22 protein-coding genes are annotated in these 21,135 nt (G+C 32.6%); 6 read left to right on the top strand and 16 right to left on the bottom strand.

What is annotated here, in order from left to right; genetic code table 11:
• The first annotated feature begins 30 nt into the window (after nucleotides 1–30).
• Nucleotides 31–1,245 (top strand): peptidylprolyl isomerase, encoded by a 1,215-nt coding sequence (locus ACSVH9_RS01520; protein ID WP_438062159.1) that lies wholly within the window; start codon nucleotides 31–33, stop codon nucleotides 1,243–1,245.
• 72 nt (nucleotides 1,246–1,317) lie between these two features.
• Here ACSVH9_RS01520 and ACSVH9_RS01515 read toward each other — a convergent pair whose 3' ends face one another.
• The 13 genes from ACSVH9_RS01515 to ACSVH9_RS01455 all read right to left on the bottom strand — a co-directional run bounded on the left by ACSVH9_RS01515 (nucleotide 1,318) and on the right by ACSVH9_RS01455 (nucleotide 13,842).
• Nucleotides 1,318–1,758: a hypothetical protein gene (locus tag ACSVH9_RS01515; RefSeq protein ID WP_024981135.1), complete on the bottom strand. Its 441-nt coding sequence runs from the start codon at nucleotides 1,756–1,758 to the stop codon at nucleotides 1,318–1,320.
• Between the two features lie 239 nt (nucleotides 1,759–1,997).
• The gene (locus ACSVH9_RS01510) at nucleotides 1,998–2,594 is read right to left on the bottom strand and encodes a GNAT family N-acetyltransferase (RefSeq protein WP_438062158.1); all 597 of its coding nucleotides are present in this window, start codon (nucleotides 2,592–2,594) and stop codon (nucleotides 1,998–2,000) included.
• 240 nt (nucleotides 2,595–2,834) lie between these two features.
• Complete coding sequence (locus tag ACSVH9_RS01505; RefSeq protein ID WP_024981137.1) at nucleotides 2,835–3,191, bottom strand: hypothetical protein; 357 nt, start codon at nucleotides 3,189–3,191, stop codon at nucleotides 2,835–2,837.
• A gap of 78 nt (nucleotides 3,192–3,269) precedes the next feature.
• The gene (locus ACSVH9_RS01500) at nucleotides 3,270–4,448 is read right to left on the bottom strand and encodes an AIR synthase related protein (protein WP_438062157.1); all 1,179 of its coding nucleotides are present in this window, start codon (nucleotides 4,446–4,448) and stop codon (nucleotides 3,270–3,272) included.
• A 79-nt stretch (nucleotides 4,449–4,527) separates the two neighbouring features.
• Nucleotides 4,528–5,253 (bottom strand): OmpA family protein, encoded by a 726-nt coding sequence (locus ACSVH9_RS01495; protein ID WP_438062519.1) that lies wholly within the window; start codon nucleotides 5,251–5,253, stop codon nucleotides 4,528–4,530.
• A 248-nt stretch (nucleotides 5,254–5,501) separates the two neighbouring features.
• The gene (locus ACSVH9_RS01490) at nucleotides 5,502–6,983 is read right to left on the bottom strand and encodes a carboxypeptidase regulatory-like domain-containing protein (protein WP_438062156.1); all 1,482 of its coding nucleotides are present in this window, start codon (nucleotides 6,981–6,983) and stop codon (nucleotides 5,502–5,504) included.
• A gap of 41 nt (nucleotides 6,984–7,024) precedes the next feature.
• Nucleotides 7,025–8,398, bottom strand: a complete 1,374-nt coding sequence (locus ACSVH9_RS01485) for a CsgG/HfaB family protein (protein ID WP_438062155.1) — start codon at nucleotides 8,396–8,398, stop codon at nucleotides 7,025–7,027.
• A 1-nt stretch (nucleotide 8,399) separates the two neighbouring features.
• Nucleotides 8,400–8,804 (bottom strand): curli production assembly/transport component CsgF, encoded by a 405-nt coding sequence (locus tag ACSVH9_RS01480; RefSeq protein WP_438062154.1) that lies wholly within the window; start codon nucleotides 8,802–8,804, stop codon nucleotides 8,400–8,402.
• 16 nt (nucleotides 8,805–8,820) lie between these two features.
• Nucleotides 8,821–9,108, bottom strand: a complete 288-nt coding sequence (locus ACSVH9_RS01475) for a CsgE family curli-type amyloid fiber assembly protein (RefSeq protein ID WP_438062153.1) — start codon at nucleotides 9,106–9,108, stop codon at nucleotides 8,821–8,823.
• Nucleotides 9,109–9,143: 35 nt separating this feature from the next.
• Entirely contained in the window at nucleotides 9,144–9,539 is a 396-nt protein-coding gene (locus ACSVH9_RS01470) for a hypothetical protein (RefSeq protein WP_438062152.1), read from the bottom strand.
• Between the two features lie 4 nt (nucleotides 9,540–9,543).
• Entirely contained in the window at nucleotides 9,544–10,038 is a 495-nt protein-coding gene (locus ACSVH9_RS01465) for a hypothetical protein (protein ID WP_438062151.1), read from the bottom strand.
• Nucleotides 10,039–10,103: 65 nt separating this feature from the next.
• Entirely contained in the window at nucleotides 10,104–11,330 is a 1,227-nt protein-coding gene (locus tag ACSVH9_RS01460) for a hypothetical protein (RefSeq protein WP_438062150.1), read from the bottom strand.
• 322 nt (nucleotides 11,331–11,652) lie between these two features.
• Nucleotides 11,653–13,842, bottom strand: a complete 2,190-nt coding sequence (locus ACSVH9_RS01455) for a glutamine synthetase III family protein (protein WP_438062149.1) — start codon at nucleotides 13,840–13,842, stop codon at nucleotides 11,653–11,655.
• 550 nt (nucleotides 13,843–14,392) lie between these two features.
• On the opposite strand from ACSVH9_RS01455, the gene ACSVH9_RS01450 reads away from it, so the two are divergent.
• Both ACSVH9_RS01450 and ACSVH9_RS01445 read left to right on the top strand, forming a co-directional pair.
• The gene (locus ACSVH9_RS01450; protein ID WP_315139877.1) at nucleotides 14,393–15,409 is read left to right on the top strand and encodes a glutamine synthetase beta-grasp domain-containing protein; all 1,017 of its coding nucleotides are present in this window, start codon (nucleotides 14,393–14,395) and stop codon (nucleotides 15,407–15,409) included.
• 190 nt (nucleotides 15,410–15,599) lie between these two features.
• On the top strand, nucleotides 15,600–16,553 hold the full coding sequence (locus ACSVH9_RS01445) for a TerC family protein (RefSeq protein WP_438062148.1): 954 nt from the start codon (nucleotides 15,600–15,602) through the stop codon (nucleotides 16,551–16,553).
• 58 nt (nucleotides 16,554–16,611) lie between these two features.
• Here ACSVH9_RS01445 and ACSVH9_RS01440 read toward each other — a convergent pair whose 3' ends face one another.
• The 3 genes from ACSVH9_RS01440 to ACSVH9_RS01430 form a co-directional block, all read right to left on the bottom strand.
• Nucleotides 16,612–17,124 (bottom strand): hypothetical protein, encoded by a 513-nt coding sequence (locus ACSVH9_RS01440; RefSeq protein ID WP_438062147.1) that lies wholly within the window; start codon nucleotides 17,122–17,124, stop codon nucleotides 16,612–16,614.
• A 73-nt stretch (nucleotides 17,125–17,197) separates the two neighbouring features.
• Entirely contained in the window at nucleotides 17,198–18,049 is an 852-nt protein-coding gene (locus ACSVH9_RS01435; RefSeq protein WP_438062146.1) for an alpha/beta hydrolase, read from the bottom strand.
• 65 nt (nucleotides 18,050–18,114) lie between these two features.
• A complete protein-coding gene (locus ACSVH9_RS01430; protein WP_438062145.1) occupies nucleotides 18,115–18,987 on the bottom strand; it encodes an AraC family transcriptional regulator in 873 nt (290 codons plus the stop codon).
• A gap of 192 nt (nucleotides 18,988–19,179) precedes the next feature.
• On the opposite strand from ACSVH9_RS01430, the gene ACSVH9_RS01425 reads away from it, so the two are divergent.
• The 3 genes from ACSVH9_RS01425 (at nucleotide 19,180) to ACSVH9_RS01415 (ending at nucleotide 21,130) form a co-directional block, all read left to right on the top strand.
• A complete protein-coding gene (locus ACSVH9_RS01425) occupies nucleotides 19,180–19,569 on the top strand; it encodes a FimB/Mfa2 family fimbrial subunit (protein WP_315230781.1) in 390 nt (129 codons plus the stop codon).
• 355 nt (nucleotides 19,570–19,924) lie between these two features.
• Nucleotides 19,925–20,323, top strand: a complete 399-nt coding sequence (locus ACSVH9_RS01420) for a secretion protein (protein WP_315159909.1) — start codon at nucleotides 19,925–19,927, stop codon at nucleotides 20,321–20,323.
• A 408-nt stretch (nucleotides 20,324–20,731) separates the two neighbouring features.
• A complete protein-coding gene (locus tag ACSVH9_RS01415) occupies nucleotides 20,732–21,130 on the top strand; it encodes a secretion protein (RefSeq protein WP_315139896.1) in 399 nt (132 codons plus the stop codon).
• The last annotated feature ends 5 nt before the right edge of the window (nucleotides 21,131–21,135 follow it).

Below are 21,135 nucleotides of genomic sequence, written 5' to 3'. Positions count from 1 at the left end.
TTAAAACTAATTAAAAAACTATCAATACAAATGAAATCAAAATTGCTTTTTTTGTTATTCTTCGGGATAGTAAGCATCAATGCACAAGTAAAAAAAGTAGCCACTCCTGCTAAAAAACCAGCAGCGAAAGCCGCTGTTAATCCAACAAAAGTTGCACCTGGAGAAGGATTATTTGCTACAATCGAAACCAATAAAGGAACCATTGTTTTGGCGCTTGAATTTCAAAAAACTCCGGTTACTGTAGCTAATTTTGTAAGTTTAGCAGAAGGAACTAATCCTTATGTAAACAAGGAAAAATTAAAAGGAAAACCATTTTATGACGGATTAAAATTCCACCGAGTAATCAAAGACTTTATGATTCAAGGTGGTGACCCAGAAGGTAATGGCTCTGGTGACCCAGGATACAAATTCAAAGACGAATTTACCGATTTGAAACACGACAAAGGCGGTATTTTATCTATGGCGAATTCTGGTCCCGCTACCAACGGAAGCCAATTCTTTATTACACACAAAGACACGCCTTGGTTAGACGGAAAACACACTGTGTTTGGTCACGTTACTGAAGGAATGAATGTCGTAAATGCTATTGAACAAAACGATGTAATTACTAAGGTTACCATTACACGCAAAGGCGCTTTGGCTAAAAAATTCAATGCTGCTAAAGTTTTCACAGACTATTATGCCAATAAAGCAGAGGATGCCAAAAAGCAAGCCGCTATTGATGCCGAAAATAAAGCCAAAAAAGCCGCTTTAGAAGCAGAAGCCATAAAAGCCTATGAAGCAAAATTTGGTCCAGTTATAAAAGCTAAAGCCGATTACATTAGCTCAGTTAGAGCATCAGGAACAAAAACGCCTTCAGGAGTAATCTATCAGGTTATTCAAAAAGGAAGCGATGTAAAACCTGTTGATGGGTCGACCATTTATTTTCACTACGCCGGTTATTTTGAAGATGGAAATATGTTTGACAGTAGCTACGAAGAGGTGAACAAAGCTTACGGAAAATTCGATGCGAACCGCGCCGCTCAAAATGGCTACCAACCTTTCCCGTTCGTAGCAGGCAAAAAAGAAGGAATGATTCCTGGATTTATTGAAGCGTTGAGCTTGTTACATGTAGGAGAAAAAATGATTGCTATTATGCCATCTAATTTGTGCTATGGCGAAAGAGGTGCTGGCGGAGTAATTCCACCTAATGCTAATCTTGTATTCGAATTAGAAATAATGGATAAAAAACCAGAAACGAAGTAATTCTTTTTGGGACAAAACAAAAAAACCTATAACAAGTAAAAGTTATCGGTTTTTTTTATGCTTTAGAAAGGCTTATTTCTTTCCAAATTTCCAGTCAAATTCGTCTTTTTGATTGATAATCGCACCAATCTCAAACTTTACTACTTCTTCAAATTCGGTTTGTAGGATAAACCAATTCTCTTCGTTGAAGTAATTTTCAAACGTATCAAATTCTTCTTGTGTGAATTTGGTTATTCCTTTTGCAGCCAAGTCTTTTTTAACCGATGCAATTGGTTTATCAATAATCAAATTACCAAACAATTCTAATTTTGGACTTGAAGCCACGATATAGCCCAATCTCAACTCTTCTTCTTGATAAAAAGTCAAACGCATTTTCAATTTGTTGTACACCAAAATCACGTTATCATCTTCGTCTTTGTAATTGCGGTCTGGCTTACCATAAATGGCGGTCACATCATTTTGTTTCATCCCGAACAAAAGCTGTTCAATCCCGCTTTTTAAATTTATTTTCATATGAAAGTGTGTTTAAATTGTATAACTAAAGCGCAAAGGTATTTCCATTTTTTGGGATAACCACCCAATTCCAAAAAATAATATCGAAACATTATTTTATATCAGGAGCAGCAACATAAGGCTTTATCAGGCTACATCGTCCCGCTTTCCGTTGCAATCTTTGCTGCCGAACCCCGGCAGCAAAGGATTTTCACTGCAATCGGGGCTAAAGAACAACATCCTGTCTTTTTGGAGAGAGATTACAATTGTTGCTCCAAACTCATTTTTATCTTATCAAACCATTCGTCCTTCAAAATACTCAAAATAATACTATCTCTTCGTATTTCGGAAGTATGTGTAGGCATATGACTTCTCAAAACACCTTCCACCGTACAACCAATACGCTTCATCGCCGCAATACTGCGTTGGTTATTGGCATCAGCTCTAAATTCTACGCGCTCCATTCCTAAAGTCTCGAAAGCAAAACGAAGCAACAAATATTTACAATGCTTGTTGAGTCCCGTTCCTCTAAAATCTTTACCATACCAAGTGTAGCCCAATTGCAGCGTTTTGAATTCAAAGTTGATATCATGAAAACGAGTACTTCCAGCATATTTTCCCAATTGTTTATCATAAACGATAAAGGGAAATTCTTTCTGCGTTTCCTTTGCCTTCAAGGCTAATTGAATATAGTTTTCGAGATTGGCCTGACCATCGGCTTTTACTAACGAGAATTCCCAAGTTTCGGGTTCGTGTAGAGAAATGGGCAATAAATGAGTAACATCATCCATTTCTAGCGGGCGTAACTGCACACGGTCATTTTCTAAAATAGCGTTGGAAAACAAATTAAGGTTCATAGTACTGAATTAGCTTTAAAGATAAAACTTTAAGCGTTGTATCAACCTTAAAAAACCATCAAAAATAATCAAAACTATGTAGCGACCTACTTAGCCCAGACCGTAGTGGAAAGCCCGGAGCAAAAAAAATTGATTTTTCTTTTTCTAAAAGAGCGACTAACAGAAGCTCCTTTTAGAATGTAGAAAAATCATTTTTTTTGTGAGGACTTGTAACGGAGCGCTGGAAATAGCTCCTATAAATTATTCATTGAACTCGTCGTAGCGAACGGGAACTTGAGGGTCATAAACTGGACATTTGAACTCTTCGAGGGTGTCAGCCAATAGATTCATCGTTTTTCCATCGGTGCCATAGCAGTCAATTTGAATGCTTTGTGGAGTGGTTTTGACTTGAAAAGCGCCTTTGCCTTTGGTGTTTTTCCAACTGCTGTCGTCTACTTTTTCCCAAGTAGCGAAAACACTATTCAACCGATTCAAAATAACCTCAACAGGTAAATCTTCTAAACCCTCAACGATTTCTTGCTCGACCAAGGCTTCGTAAACCAAATGATGATTGAGGTAAATGCCCTCTTGATAGCGCCAAAAAAGTAGTTCGTACATAGGGAAAAGTTTAACTGTTTAAGAGTTTTATTGTTTAAAGGTTTAATCGGTTAAGCAGTTAAACGATTAAACCTTTTTTTAGTATTCGAAAGTACCGTATTCGCTGTTGATGGTTAGTTTCTTGGCATCTGAGGCTTCTACTCTACCTACAATTTTCGCATCGACATTGAACGATTTTGAAATCGCAATTATGTCTTGTGCAATAGCTTCTGGCACGTATAACTCCATTCGGTGTCCACAATTGAATACTTGATACATCTCTTTCCAATCCGTTTTGGATTGCTCTTGAATCAATTGAAACAAAGGCGGTACTGGGAATAAATTGTCTTTTATGATGTGCAAATTATTGACAAAATGCAAGATTTTGGTTTGTGCTCCTCCGCTACAGTGTACCATTCCGTGTACTTCGTTAGCAGAATATTTATCTAAAATAGCTTTTATTATCGGCGCATAAGTTCTAGTTGGTGATAAGACCAATTTACCTGCATCGATTGGTGAATTTTCTACAGCGTCAGTTAGTTTTACTTGTCCAGAATAAATCAAGTCTGAAGGAACAGCGGCATCGAAACTCTCAGGATATTTGGCCGCTAAGTATTTCTCGAAAACGTCGTGACGGGCAGAAGTTAATCCGTTACTTCCCATTCCTCCGTTGTATTCTTTTTCATAAGTCGCTTGACCAAAAGATTCCAAACCAACGATAACATCACCAGCTTGAATATTGGCATTATCAATTACTTTGGAACGTTTCATCCGTGCGGTAACCGTAGAATCAACAATAATGGTGCGAACTAAATCACCTACATCGGCCGTTTCACCACCGGTAGAATGAATGGTCACCCCAAAAGTAGCCAGTTCCTGAATTAATTCTTCAGTACCATTAATAATCGCCGAAATCACCTCAGCAGGAATTAGATTTTTGTTTCTTCCGATAGTGGAAGAAAGTAAAATATTGTCAGTAGCACCAACGCACAATAAATCATCAATATTCATAATTAATGCATCTTGCGCAATGCCTTTCCAAACAGAAATATCCCCAGTTTCTTTCCAATACATATACGCTAGAGAGGATTTAGTTCCTGCTCCATCGGCATGCATAATCAAGCAATAGTCTTTATCTTGGGTAAGGTAATCAGGGACAATTTTACAAAATGCTTGTGGGAATAAACCTTTATCGATGTTTTTAATAGCATTATGCACATCTTCTTTGGATGCCGAAACACCGCGTTGTGCATATCTTTTAGAAGTATCTGAACTCATGAAATTAGTTTGTGTTGATGTGGTGCAAAGATACTAATTTGATTTAGGAATTAAGAATCAGTATTTAGGATTTATTCGACTATTTTTTTACAATCAAAATCTCAACTCTTCTGTTGGCGATTCTTTCATATTCATCTTTCTCAGGCAATGGATAAATAGGCTTTTTACTCCCAAATCCTTTATACGAAAGCCTCACTTTTTCAATTCCGTTTTCAATCAAGATATCATAGATTCTCTTGGCCCTTGCCTCCGAAACATCATATTTTCCCTCCTTTTTCTGGCAACATATGTGACCTTGAATTTCAATTTCTAAATCTTTATTCTTTTTCATAACAGAAATTAACTCCAAAAGAGCTGGTTTAGACTCGGGCAATAATTGGTCACTTAGATTTAAAAAATTAATGTTATCTAATTTTAACAAATCACCGACATAAGCCTTACTTAAATTGAATTCAATAGCTGATATTTTATGCTCTTCCTTTTTAATTGGTAATGGTTGGACTTTATGAAATAAAATTTCAACTTTTCGATTTTCACTCAGAATATTGGATTGAAGAAAATCTTCTCCAAGTGAACTCAATTGTATGTTTTTACTCAGCACAACCTTATTTGTCTTCAAAAGAGACAGGACATTATCAACTCTTCTCTTCGACAAATGCATATTATAAATTTTGTTATCAATACTATCACAATACCCCTGAATATTGGTTACTTCAATTTCTTTAGCATTGGAAAGCCAAGCATTGAAATTCTTTTGGGATTCTTCATTAATCACATCCTCATTAGAATTAAAAAAAAAACTAATTTGTCCTGAGCTGATAATGTGAAAAAGTTAATACTGAACAATAATAAAAAACATCGTATAAGCATAAATTTAAGATATAGTGAAACACTTAATTGAAAATTCTAAATTAGATTTACCTAAAACCCAATTTACTATTTCATACATAAATTCCTTCTTATTAACGACAAAAAAACAAAATAGTATAAAAAAACCGATAGATTATAAAATCATATCGGTTTTAAAAAACAAAATTAAAAATGAAGTGGTATTTATTTCCAATCAGGCATATAAGCACCTGTAAAAACGGTTGTTCTTGAATCTGAATCAGACAAACTAACTTTTTGTATGTTTTTTGTAGAGATTCCATCATTTGAAGTATTTACAAAAATTACTTCTGCTTGATTAGGAGAGAATCTCACATCTAAATCATTAAAACCTGAAGACTTTTTGGATAAAATTTCTTGGGTTGTTTTAGTATTTGTATTAAATACAAACATTCGAGAATCTAAAAATCTATACTCAAGATTTTGAAAGCCACTTACATCTCTTGCAAAAACAATAGAACTTTTATTAAAGTTTATATCTAATCCGCTATAAGCTCCACTTAAACCAGTTGATACCATATAATCTACAACACCAGAAGAAGTTATTACATACACATCGACATCGTAACCAATGTTGTTATTTACTTTTAAAACAATAGAACTACCATCATTACTCCAAACACATTCAGAAATAAACTTCCCATTAGGTGTTTGGTAAATTTGAGTTAACCCAGTTCCATCAGCATTAATTTTATATAGTTTATCAAAATTTGGATAAATTATTTGATTTCCTGTAGCATTCCAACTATACCCAACATGTTCCATATTAAATCCAGCAATAGGAACTGTATTGGTAACTTTTTTTATAGATGAACCATCGGTATTCATTGTATATATATGATTTTGAGAACCGTCAGAACTTATATATGCTATTTTGCCAGAATTATTATTTCTTCGAGGACGATAACAATTACTGCTTGAAGAGGAGATTTGTAGTTGCTCTCCGTTGTCGTTTGCTGTAAAAATTACATTATTGGAATTTATTTTTTTAACAAACAAATATCTTCCATTTGGAAAAGGCAAAGTAGTAAACGAAAAAGTCACACTGTTAACTGGCTTATTGATACCATCAGAAACGGATACTTGCCAAAAATATTTAGTATTATAACTTAAATTAGTCAAGTCTAAACTTGCTGTTTTTAAATCAGTATACGTTGTTGTGACATCAGTAGCTGCATTTTTTAAAGTAACTGAATAAGTTAAAGGGTCCTTATCTATATCCGTTGCGGTCCAAGTAAGTTTTGTAGTTATGGATTGATTTGTTGCATTATCATTTGGGGCAGTTAACACAGGGACATCAGGAGCTTTGTTATTAACAGAAGACACTGATAGTTCAAATACAATTTGACTAGTTGAGTTTAAGGTAACATTTGCAGGTTCAAATTTTGCTAGATAACCTTCTTTTTGAGCCTGAAATGAATATTCTCCAGCAGGAACATCATTAATAGTAAAATAGCCTTCACTATCTGTAAATACAGTACTTGTTACTGGACTAGAGGATATTTTTGCATTGGCAATGGGTTCAAAACCTACTTTGTTTACAACTCTGCCTTTTACAATTCCTTTACCCGCATCATCTATTTGTTCCTCACTACAAGCAAAGAATAAAGCCATACATAAAAAAAATAGTATATTTAATTTTCTCATTTAGAATAAGTATAAAGCGTTTACTTCTGTTTTTAAATAAACTAACGTTTTTTTGCTTTTATTTTTTTAGGAAAATAATAGGTCATTCCTAAGCCAAACCTCCAATAATAATCATCTCTGACTCCATTACTGATGTAATCAATATTATCTGTAAAAGCCATATTGTATTCTCCATATAATTTTACTCCAAAATTATTAGTCACTAAATACTCCAAACCACCACCATATTGGATTTTAGAATGGAAATTTTCATATTTTGAATTGAAACCGGTACCTGTACCAATAAACAAATAGGGACTTAAGGCATCATAAGGAAGAACCAAAAATTCTAAATTAGCGTCTAAAGTTGTATACCCAACATCTAGTTTGTTCTTATTGCCCAACTTAAAAACATTTGCTGAGGCACTAAAGCAAAAATTAGGCGTAAAATAAAATTTTGCAGCTCCTCTTCCCATAGGTTTAGCTATTGGATTGGTATAATCGCCATCCATATAAGTTACACCTCCCGTCACTTCGATACCAAAACGACCTCTTTTTTCCAATCGATCTCTACCGTGTAATAAAGCGACTTCCGCTTCTTCTTTCTCATCAGAATAACTGGCAATATAATCATCCACCACTTTTTTAGGTGCAGATGATTTCCAAATTCCTGCTTTTAGCCCTTCTAATACTAGAGAATGAACCGCTTTTTCAATAGCTTCTGTAACAGCCATATGAACGGGCTCGTTAGTTGTAAAACCTGTTTCAACCTCCAATAACCGTTTAAAATTAACATAGCGAAACAAGCTCTGATCTATGGCTTGAGAGAGTATAGTTTTTGAAACATAAACTGACTTAAGAATTTTACCATTAGCTGTAGAAATCATCCTCAAATAGATGCTCACCCGGTCTTGTCTGTACTTTACAGAACCTCCTGCACCAAAGTAACGTGCCCCAAAACCTCCAGTTAAAATATTTGAATCATATGAAATTATTCCTCCCTCTAATAAAACGCCAGCATACAATAAAGGCGTAATTTGAACTTCATTTGGATTTGAACTTTTAGAATACTCTTGACGTGTTGACCGAATAAGATTTCGTTCTTGCAATAAATTCCCAATATTTTCTCTTTCAATTGGAACAAACCATTTAGAATCCTCTAATGCCTTAATCAATATTGAAGTAGCCCCTTGAGTAACGGCGGTACTAAATGTACTCCCAGTTTCGGCTTCTTTATATTGTCCGGTTTGATCTCGAAATTTATATATACCAACAACTACTGGTTCTTGAGGTCTGGGAAGATTTTTCAATAATGAAGTAGCTGGTGTGTTTTCTCCTATAACGGCTTTTTGAACTCCTGTCGGCTGATTAAAATAAGCCCCACAACTAGTCAATAGAATGACCAAAGTCATAAGTAAATACCTTTGGCTTTTCATACTATTTTTTAGGTATTATAACAGTAGTTTGTTCTCCTGTATTGGTATCCAAAATAGTTACACTAAGCCCACCCTCCGAAGGAAAAATATCTACAGATAAACTTCCAAAAGTATAGGAACCTTCTGTAAGACCTGAAGTTCCAAATTGTTGGGTAAAAAGAGATCTAGTAATTTGATTTAATAATTGAGAATTCAAACTCTCCGTAAACCTTTCAAGTTCTGTTTTTTCAACTCTTTCTTGAGATTTATCTTTGAATTTATTTTGGTTTTCAGCAGAACTCATCAACCATTGGTAGTTAAAGGTATCCCCACCAAATGCTGGGTTTCTAGGTTTGTAAACCAAACTTTGTGCAAAAAAAGAAGGACAAACTATGCCAATAAAAAGAAGGGTTAAGATTGCTTTCATAGTAAAAAAAAATAAATTAATATTGAATGAAATATTTGCTTTGTTTTTCTAGTTCTTTAAAATAATAATAAGTCCCTTCTACTGATTCTTGAGCAACCGATTCTAAATACTCGTCATCTGGACGAGCAATAAATTCATAAACTATTGAATTGTCAATACTTATTATAATTTTTGTATTTCTTGCAAAAGTGAATTCTTCACCAATAACTACAATTTTCTTAGCATTTATTCCAATTTCATTATACTTGTAATAATATCGATCATAAAAATCTTGTCCAATTCGTGTTTTAGTTTCGTTGAGCACAACTCCTCGTAACTCAAAACCATCAATAGGTATTTTTATATTGTCTTTTTTTTTTGCTCCCCAAGAACAACTCTTTCTTTGCTAATAATTTGCTTTCTTTCATCAAGAAAAACTAACATAACAATTACTTCATCACCACTTTCGATATTTATTTGAGTAGAAGATAATTTTTTAAACTCACCGGGATTTAAAGTAAACATACCTTCTTGAGCATTATTAGTTTGATTATTACTTATATTATTTTTTTTTATAACAGTTAATTTATAGCTCGCACTTTTTAAAATATCTGAACTATTCTCAGCAGTACCTGTAAGAATAGTATTTCCTTCAATATTTTTTATTTCGATTTTAGCTTTTATCTCATCTTGAACTACTTGAGCATAACTCATATTGATAAAAATAAAAAAGAGCGAAAAAATAAATCTAGACATAGTATTATTTTAAATTGACTACTATAACCGTTGAACCGTTACCACTTTGCGTTATTTTCATATCTTTTGAAAGAGAATTTGTTCCAAAAGAATGAATACTTTGATTGTTCCCTTTTTGAATAAAATCCATAAAAACAGAATGATTGGAATAACCACCAAAATCAACAACAGTGTTATTATTGCCATTCTGCATTATTTTTTGTTGAACTGAAATTGCATCTTTAGAAACAACAATACTATTGCGGTTACCTTGTTGATTAAACCTTATTTCAGATTTATCTGCTATGATATTACTATTTGCAGAATTAAAATTCCCAATTTGTTGTATGTAAACAGCACTATTATTATCAATACTACTTTTTACTTTTTCATACTGATTTGACAATATTTTTTGTGTTTCAGCTTTAGTAAAAGTATCAGCTAAACCTACTTGTGATTGAGCATAAATATTGATCTGAAAAAGAAAAAATAATCCGACACATCCTATTAATTTTTTCATTTTGGGAAATTTTAAAAAAAACTGGATGAATTGTAGTAAACAATCCATCCAGCTAAGATTATTTTTTAGTTAGACTGCAACACTAAAGCAGTATTTGAAGTTCCATTTTGGAAAGTAGCACTAATATGTCCTGTTCCGTATTGCCCAGTACCAGAATTGTTCCCGTTTCCAATTTGAAGTGATCTTGAGAAATTACCTTCACCAAATTGTCCTGATGCTGCAAAATTACCATTACCATATTGAAAACTTTTGGTGTTGTTTGCATTACCTTCTTGTAAACTCCAAGATTGATTTAATTGTCCACCTTGGCTTGCATAAGCACTATTTCCATTTCCTGCTTGCCATTGTGCGGCTAAATTAGAACCATGAGGAGCAAAAGGTACAGAAACTAAACTTACAGCAGAGATGTCAATTATTCCAAAATCAGCGCTGTCAGGTAAATCATTTCCAAAAGTACCTTGATCAATTGCTGCATAGTTACCATCCCCTGCTTGTAATTGGTAAGCCATATCACCTCCTAATGATCCAGGTTCATCTTGCCAAATAATAGCTCTGTTGCCTTCTCCATCTTGCAATTGTGCTGCAAAATTATTCAGATTAGCTTGAGAAACATAGGCATCATTACCATTGCCTGCTTGGAGTTGACTTGATGTATTATTATCACCGCTTTGAACTGACAAAGCAACATTGCTTAATCCTACTTGGTCTTGAACTGCATCATGATTCGTTCCTGATTGATTTACAGTAGCATTATTACTGCTTCCATCTTGTTTTTGCCAAGAGGTATTGTCGTCTCCATTTTGAGTAGCTGTTGCTGTATTACCTGGAGATTGATTTGGACCAGAATTTTGATTTTGAGTAGCATTGTTACGATCACCATTTTGTGTCACACTAGCCATGTTGTTGTCAAATCTTTGAGTTTGTTTTGAGTCATTTCTGTTTCCAATTTGAGATGTAGTTGCTGTGTTTGTTTCTGCATATCCTACACCTTGATCAATCTTAGCATTGTTTCTATTTCCAATTTGCAATACATCTCCAATATTGCTGTCACCTGCTTGCTTCACATTAGACTTGTTTTTCTTTCCATTTTGAGAAACCATAGCTGAGTTACTATGCCCTCCATCCCCAAAATTCATTCCTGATTGATTCACTTTTGAATCATTATCAGTACCTACTTGAGTTACCCCAACCATGTTACCTGTTCCCGTAGAACTTACACTACTTACATTAGCTTGTGCAAATCCAAAAACCGAAACCAGCATCGCTGAGATGCTTAAAATTACTTTTTTCATAATAAATATATTTAATTGGTTATTAATACAACTTAATATGTAGGTTTTTTAAAAAAAGTAATTAGGGCATTCACTTTTTCGTAATAAACATTATTAAATGTTAAAAAAATAAACTTTGTTTATTTGTTGAGTCAAAGATAGGATGGTTTTTAAATACTTCAAAAAAGTAAAAGTCTGTATTTTAGATATTTAACTAACTTTTCGATGAAGTGTAAATCTTGTCGGTCTAACTACAATTCAAAGAAAAATTTACGTAGGTAAAACATTATAAAAAAAGGGAACCTAAAATTAGGCTCCCTTCTATCAATAAGTATTAGTAAAATTATTTAGTAAACAATAACTCTCTGTATTTGGTTAAAGTCCATAATTCATTATCAACTAACAATTCTAGTTTATCGCAGTGGTTACGAATTTCTTCAAAATATGGTTTTACTTTATTACAGTATGCTTGAGCCATTTCCTGAGCATCAGTCAAGTTGTTGGCGATTTTTCTTTCGTTAGTCATTAAAGCAACTTTTGAATTGATTCCTTCAATATGACCTGAAATTTCTTTGATGAGAATGATTTGTTCTTTTGCAACATTTTCATAATCTGACCCAAAAATATCTTTTAGTCCTTTTACATTTTCAATTAAAGTATTTTGGTAACGAATTGCAGTTGGAATCACGTGATTTTTAGAAATATCACCTAAAACACGACCTTCAATTTGAATTTTTTTAGTGTACTCCTCTAATTCAATTTCATAACGAGCTTCAACCTCAACATGATTCATAATACCTAATTCAGCAAATAAATCTAAAGCTTTTTTAGAAGCTCTCGCTTTCAATGCCTCTGGTGTCGTTTTGAAGTTACTCAATCCTCTTTTTGCTGCTTCGTTAGCCCATGCTTCGCTGTAGCCATCTCCTTCAAAAAGAATCTTTTTAGATTGTTTGATGTACTCTCTTATTACATTGAAAATAGCATCATCTTTTTTCATGTCTTTCTCTTCTATGAGAGCATCAACTTCTATTTTGAAGTCTTTAAGTTGTTTTGCAACAATAGCATTCAAAGTAGTCATTGCGTTAGAACAGTTTGCAGAAGAACCTACGGCTCTAAACTCAAATTTATTTCCCGTAAAAGCAAATGGAGAAGTTCTATTTCTATCTGTATTGTCTAAAAGTACGTCTGGAATTTTACCAACTACGTTCAATTTTAAATCTGTTTTTTCTTCAGGTGATAATTTTCCAGCAGTTACACCCTCTAATTCAGCTAATACTTTGGTTAATTGTTCACCAATAAAAACAGAGATAATCGCTGGTGGTGCTTCATTAGCTCCTAATCTATGATCATTACTAGCCGTAGCGATAGAGGCTCTTAATAATTCTTCATAATCATTAACGGCTTTGATAGTGTTGACAAAGAAAGTCAAAAATTGTAAGTTGCTCATCGGCGTTTTACTTGGGCTTAACAAGTTCACTCCAGTATCTGTAGCCAATGACCAGTTATTGTGTTTACCAGAACCATTAACACCTTTAAATGGTTTTTCGTGCAACAACACTTTGAAATCATGTCTTTCAGCAACTTTCCCCATTACATCCATCAACAAACAATTGTGATCTACTGCCAAGTTCGTTTCTTCAAAAATTGGCGCTAATTCAAATTGGTTTGGAGCAACCTCGTTATGACGTGTTTTAACAGGAATCCCAAGTAACATGCACTCTTGCTCAAGATCTCTCATAAAAGTTAAAGCTCGTGATGGAATAGAACCAAAATAATGATCATCCAACTGTTGCCCTTTTGCTGAAGTATGCCCTAATAAAGTTCTACCTGTCATCATCAAGTCAGGACGTGAATTTGCCAAAGATTTATCGATTAAGAAATATTCTTGCTCCCATCCTAAAGTTGCCGTTACTTTCTTTACGTTTTTATCAAAATACTTACACACTTCAGTCGCCGCTTCATCCATAGCTGATAAAGCTCTTAATAATGGAATTTTATTATCTAACGCTTCACCAGTATACGAAATAAAAATGGTTGGTATACACAAAGTTGTACCATAAATAAAAGCTGGAGAAGTTGGATCCCAAGCAGTATAACCTCTAGCTTCAAAAGTATTTCTAATCCCTCCATTTGGAAAACTAGAGGCATCAGGCTCTTGTTGAACCAATTGCGCTCCACCAAATTTTTCTACTGGATCACTACCATCATAAGAAGTTTCAAAAAAAGCATCATGTTTCTCCGCTGTAGTACCTGTTAAAGGTTGAAACCAATGCGTATAATGAGTAACACCTTTAGCTAAAGCCCACTCTTTCATTCCCATTGCTATGTAATCTGCAATTTTTCTGTCAATTTTTGTTCCATGCAAAATGGCACCTTTAACTGCTTTGTAAGCATCCGAAGTCAAATATTGCTTCATTGCTTTATCATTAAAAACATTCGAACCAAAAAGAGATGACTTTCTATCTGATTCCTCAAATTTTACCGGCTTTCTATTCGCTGCTTCACTTAAAGCTTGAAAACGTATTGTAGACATAGTAATGGTTTTTAATTATTATCAATTTATTTTTTAATGTAACAAATATAAGCAATTACACTTTTAGAGCGGAGTATTAAAATTTAATAATTGGACGAAAAAAAAGAAAGAGTAAAAAAACAAACTACCACATAGTTAAGCAAACTGCAATAAAAAATTTATCGTAAGACCTAAATAAAACTCAAAAAAAGAAAAAGCTAATTGGATGAACAAACTACAAGCACAAAACAAGAAATATTCATAAAAACAAACAACTTTCAATACAAAAACCACTTTTTTACAAAAATATAACAAAAAAAAGCAGTTATTTTATATAAAAAACATCTATTTATCAATCGACACATTAATTACTCAATAAAAAAAAGACAATTATTACGAATTTGCATTTTTAGTAGGTATAAAATTATTTTTTTTAAAATATACCCCCTCCAAAATTGCACTTAATTAAAATCCTTCAACAAAAGCATAATTATTACCCCCTATTTTTTAGTAGTAAAAAAAATAAATTTATATTTGACCCAGAAAAAAAATAAAACAAATTCATATAGTTATGGCTAAAATTAAATTAGAGTACATCTGGTTAGACGGATACGAACCAACACAAAATTTAAGAAGTAAAACAAAAGTTGAAGAGCATGAAAATTTTCAAGGAACTTTAGAAGAACTAGGCAACTGGTCTTTTGATGGATCCTCTACTAAACAAGCTGAAGGCGGATCTTCTGATTGTCTTTTAGTGCCTGTTGCCATTTACCCTGACCCAACTCGTATCAACGGATGGTTAGTAATGTCTGAAGTTATGTACGCAGATGGTACACCTCACCCATCTAATGGTAGAGCTACTATTGATGATGAAGATGATGATTTCTGGTTCGGATTCGAGCAAGAATACTTTATAATGGATACCAAAACTCAACTTCCTCTTGGATTCCCAGTTGGTGGATATCCTGCTCCACAAGGTATGTACTATTGTTCAGTTGGAGGAAAAAACACTCATGGAAGAAAATTAGTTGAAGAACACGCTGATTTATGTATTGCAGCAGGAATCAACTTTGAAGGAATTAACCAAGAAGTAGCTTGCGGACAATGGGAATTCCAATTATTTGCAAAAGGTGCTAAGAAAGCAGGGGATGAAATATGGGTAGCACGTTATTTATTGGATCGTTTGACTGAAAAATACGGTTACTATATCGAGTACCACCCAAAACCTCTAGGAGACACAGATTGGAATGGTTCTGGAATGCATGCTAACTTCTCAAATAGTGTACTTAGAACTTGTGGTTCTCAAGAAGTATATGAAAAAATATGTGAAGCTTTCCGTCCAGTAACTGCTGAACACATTGCAGTTTATGGAGCATATAACGACCAACGTTTAACTGGTAAACACGAAACTGCATCTATTCATGATTTCTCTTATGGAGTATCAGATAGAGGTTGTTCAATCCGTATTCCTTTAATGACTGTACAAAAAGGATGGAAAGGTTGGTTAGAAGACAGAAGACCAGCATCTAATGGCGATCCATACAAAATTGCTGCAAGAATTATCAAAACAGTTAAATCTGCTTTGTAATTTCTACAATACTTATACAGAAAGTGCTAGCTATTATAGTTAGCACTTTTTTTATATCTATAAAACAAATCAGAACGAATCATGTAAGCAAACAATAATGTATGATTTAAAAAAATGAATTTAATTTTTATATCTCTTTTTAAGTCAAAATTCAAAAACTATCTTTGTAGCTCATTTAAAACAAACTATTATGTTGATTTGGACTCTCTTTTTGGTTTTTATTATGGGAATTTTAGCATTAGACTTAGGTGTTTTCAATAAAACTCCTCATATAATCAACACTAAAGAAGCCAGCAAATGGACGTTGATTTGGTTTACAATTTCCATGCTTTTCTCTGGAGTAATATATTGGCTTTATAGCAATGGATATGTTGCCAACACTACAGGATTAAAACCTGCTGTTGCTTCAATGAAATTTATTACCGGCTACTTAATAGAACTATCGCTAAGTGTTGACAATATTTTTGTTATTGCAATAATTTTTTCAGCATTCAAGATTCCACAAAAATACCAACACCGTGTACTCTTTTGGGGAATTTTAGGCGCAATAGTTTTTAGAGGACTAATGATTTTCTTTGGCGTATTAATCATTAATAAATTTGCTTGGACAACTTATTTATTTGGAGCATTCTTGCTTTTTACTGCTATAAAGATGTTTTTTGCAGGCGAAGATGACGAATTTGAACCTAAAGAATCTTTCGTATACAAAACTCTTGGTAAAATCATACCTTTAACTTCACACACTGATAAAGAGCATTTTTTTATTAAAATAAATGAAAAGAATCATGCCACGCCACTCTTTGTCGCTTTAATTGTAATTGAAGTAATGGATGTTCTATTTGCTGTTGATAGCGTTCCGGCTATTTTAGCAATAACTTCAGATCCTTTTTTAGTATTTAGTTCTAATATTTTTGCAATTTTAGGCTTACGATCTATGTATTTCTTCTTGGCGAATATGCTTGCTAAATTTAGCTATTTAGAATACAGCTTAATTGCCATTTTAAGTTTTGTAGGATTAAAAATGTTACTGCATGATTATATAGAAGTTCCTGAATGGGCTTCACTTGGTTTTATTGCCTTATCACTACTGACAGGAGTATTAGTCTCATTAAAACTCAACAAAGACGAAGATATTATTGAGTAATTAAAGCACAAAAAAAGCTGTGAATTAAAATTCACAGCTTTTTTTATATTGACAAAAGTTAATTTAATTGTTTAACATTACTATCATTAATGTTATACCTTTTAATTACAGCGTAATAATCAGAATAATCCACCTTGTTATTAACTGATTTATTAATAATTGAAGGATTTGTCCCCGGAACAATAACAATACGGAATTTTTGAGCAGTTCTTAGATTTGAAGGAACAGTATTTAAATTAAAACCATCTAAATATAGTTCAAAATCCACATCCGTAAAATTAAATTTATAAGTAAAATATTGCGTTCCATCATCATAATAAAAAGTTTCTGGAATTTGAGTCCAAACAGTACGGCCATTCTCTACTCCTGTCGCTCTATAAGCTAAAACTACATCACCTGGAAAAAGTGTAAATCCAAATCTTCTAATTCCTCCATTACCATTTAAATCAAAATTAACATTATTAACATCAATCACTTCTGCAATAGTATCTGAATCCACATTGTCATCAGTTGTACAACCAGAAAATGCTATTAGCCCTATAATAGCAAATAATGTAACTATTCTTTTCATAATTATTTATTTTTTAAGTTATGTTATGCTGTGTTCAAAAATCGAACCAAAATTTCAATTAGAATAAAATCAGCTATTTTCTTGATAGTATTTTACTAAAAAAGAATACGTGATATGGTAATGCATTTTCCCAATATTCCCAAGTATGAGCCCCTGGCCGCTCTGTATAATCATGTGCCACTTTATTATACACCAATCTACGATGCAATTCTCTATTGGATTCAATCAAAAAATCATCGACACCACAATCAATAATTAAAGGTAGTTTATTTTCTTTGATAATATCAACCATTCTCAATACAGCATGCTTTACATACATTTCTTGATTTCCGCTTTGCTCGCCAAAAACTGGCTGCATTAATTGAATGACTTGCTGCGAAGATTCTCGGTTAAGCATTGTGCTCATATCCACTGCACCACTCATACTCCCTGCTGCGCAGAATAAATCGGGATGTTTGGCTGATAAATAAAGAGCTCCATGACCTCCCATCGATAATCCTGTTATGGCACGAGCCCGTTTATCTGCAATTGTTCTATATGTTTTATCAACCGCACCAATTACTTCCTTACTAATAAAAGTCTCGAATTGGCTACCTGAATTAACTGGGCTATCAATATAAAAACTAAAAGTTTCGCCTTCTGGCATTACAATAATTATATCGTATTGGTCCGCTAGATTTTTAACTACTTCTTTATTTGGTGTTTTACTTAACCAATCATTGAAATGCCCATAAGCACCATGAAGCAAATACAATACAGGATAAGCTGTTTTGCTTTTTGCATAGGAATTAGGAAGTACAATTGCAGCTTTATAAGTTTTATTCATCGCTACGCTTGCTACTTGAAGGGTATCTACTTTGGCTGCAAAAAGAAATGTGCTGCAAAAAAACAAACACATATAGATAATCGATTTTAACTTTTTCATTTTGTAAAATTTATTTTCTGCAATTTACAAAACTTAAGGTTCAAATTTTTGCAAAAAACGACCGTCTATTTTATAATGGTTTTTAATTCATTACGGTATTGAGAAGCGCTTTTGCCTGTATAGGCCTTGAAGGATTTATTAAAATGACTAAAATTATTAAAACCACTCTCAAAACACACCTCATTTATACTCATTGGTTTTTCAGCCAGAAGTTTAGATGCATGTACAATTCGATATTCGTTCACAAAAGTGGTAAAAGTTTTATTGGTAATTTTTTTAAAGTACCTACAAAAAGAAGGAATCGTCATGCTCACTAAATCGGCAACTTCTTCTAAAGCTATGGGTTCTTGAAAGTGGTCTTTTACGTAATTAAAAACAACATTAATCCTGTCGTTATCTTGTACCTGCAATTCTAAAGAAAAACCAACCGCATTCAAAATAATACTTTCATTAGATTCACTCATCTCTTTGAGTATACTCCAAAGCGCAATCAATCTATCAAAAGGATCTAATTGATGCATCATTTCGATTTTTGCTCCAATTCTAGCTTTACTCTCTCCCAAAAATGCAATTCCAGCTTTAGCTTGCTGTAATAAATTCTTGATTGCAGCCATTTCAGGTATATTAAAAAAGTCATTTCCAACAAAATCAGGCTTCATTTGAATGACCGTCTCTGATTTATTACCTGTTTGAGAATTCGTAAATCCACAATGAGGCAAATTGCTACCTATTAATATAAGGTCACCATCTGTAAAATAAGATAAATGACTTCCTATCTGCCGTTTTCCAGAACCTCCATGAACATAGACCAACTCAATCTCGGGGTGGTAATGCCACAAATGGGATTTGATGTTGCTACTTTCATTATACTTAGCAATTGTAAATGAACTTCCGTAAGACGGAGAAATAATTTCTAAAGCGGCTTCTACTTTTTTCATTTAGTTTCGGTTTGGTCTCTAACAAAGCTAAACAATTAATGATACAATTTTACCTTTTTTAACATATAACGTTTTCGTAAATGATAAAATAGCACACATATCTGAAAACTGTGTTGTCCTTAGTCACACGTAATCAGACTAATTTAGCAAAATAAATAATGACTAATAATTTAAAAAATTGAAAATATGAAAATGATGAATAAATTAAGTTTAGTAGCACTTTTTGCATTGGTATCTTTAAACACATATGCAGTAGACGGAGATTTTTTACTTAACGTAAAAAAAGGAAAAGGAAACGAAATTAGCTTTGCAATGAATGGAGTTCAAAAAGCTACCATCGCAATATTTGATTCAGAAAACAACTTAATTTATACTGAAAACGCAACTGGTCAAAATGGAATTGTAAAATATTACAATTTAGAAGAATTACCAATGGGAACTTATTCTTTAATCGTTAAAACCGACCTAAAAGAAGTAACACATGAAATTAAAGTAGCTGCTTCAAATGTTACTTTAAGCAAAAGAGCTTATTTAGAAGTTTACAAAACTTCATTTGCTGACAAAAATGTTGCTTCAAATTAATTAGTACTTCGACCATAAAAATTCATACTTTTTAAAAGCTGTCATTTTTGACAGCTTTTTTTTTGCGTTAAAAAACACCAATAACTTGAATTTTTATTATCAAAAAGGCGAAAACATAAAAAAAATAGTAACACTTAAGCCAATTCGTCTAATTTTATTAATTTATTTTATCATAAAAAGACAAAAGTGCCTATACTATTTTACCTCAAACCTATACTATATTAACAGAAATAACACTATAACGTTTTCGAAAAGACAAAATAGCACTCTAATAAGCAAATTCTGTTGTGTTAAACTTCTTTTAGTTACATTATTTTAGTAATCTAAAACCTATCAACAACTTAAAACAAGAATTATGAAAACAATCTCAAAATTAAGTTTAGTGACATTATTCGCATTGGCTTGTAGTACTACCTATGCTATTGATGGTGATTTTTTACTTAACGTAAAAAAAAGAAAAGGAATAGAAATTAGTTTTGCCCTTAATGGTCAACAAAAAGCTAAAGTAACTATTTACGATACTTCTAATAAAGTTTTATTTTCTGAAAATGCTGTTGGTGAGAAAGGCATATCCAAAACCTACAATCTGGATGAATTCCCAGAAGGAAATTATTACTTAATAGTGACTAATGATTTCAAATCGGTTAAACACACAATCAAAGTAAATGGAGGCTCTGCTGTTTTAAGTAAAAAACCCGTATTAGAAGTTTATCTGAAAGATGAAGATGATAAAAAACTACTTGACATAAAATAAAAAAAAACTACTCAAAATTAAGACTGTCTTCATAGGCAGTCTTTTTTTTTACGCACATCTCAAGATTTTGAATATCTCATAAAAATTCAACGTATTAAAAACACAATACATAAATTAAATTTGTATTTTTTATTATATTCAAAAAATAACCGTTTTAAGCAATAATTATTAATACAAAAACATCAATTACATCATTTTATTAAACATTTTTAACATATTTATCAATATAACACAAAATTAGTATATTCAAAATTACCCAAGAGCTATTCTATTTTACCCAAAATATCACTATATCGTTTTCGAATAGTGAAAATAACATAATAATTAGAAAATTCTGTTGTGTTATAAATTTGTTTGTTACTATACTTTAGCAATAGAAATTTAACTAACAACTTAAAAACAAGAATTATGAAAACAATCTCAAAATTAAGTTTGGTACTAGTATTTGCTTTAGCCAGTCTAAACACTTACGCAGTTGATGGCGATTTTTTACTTAATGTAAAAAAAGGAAAAGGAAACGAAATTAGCTTTGCTCTCAATGGACAACAAAAAGTTACAGTTTCTATTTATGATAAAGACAATACCCTTCTATTCACAGAATATGCTTCAGGTAAAAAAGGAATTTCTAAAACCTATAGTTTAGAGGAATTCCCAGAAGGCAAGTATATCTTGGTGGTAGAAAACAATTTAAAAACCGTAAAACATGAAATCACTATTTCAAAAAAAGAAACGGTTTTGAACAGAAAAGCAATAGCGGAGGTTTACAAAAACAGTCCAAAAAAATACCTTGCTGTTGCGAATAACTAAAAATT

Origin of the sequence: Flavobacterium sp. RSSB_23 (genome assembly GCF_051547145.1) — a bacterium.
In the GTDB taxonomy this organism is placed as follows: Bacteria; Bacteroidota; Bacteroidia; order Flavobacteriales; family Flavobacteriaceae; genus Flavobacterium.
Note: the sequence above shows the minus strand (reverse complement) of the source record. Positions and strands in the feature narration are given on the sequence as shown.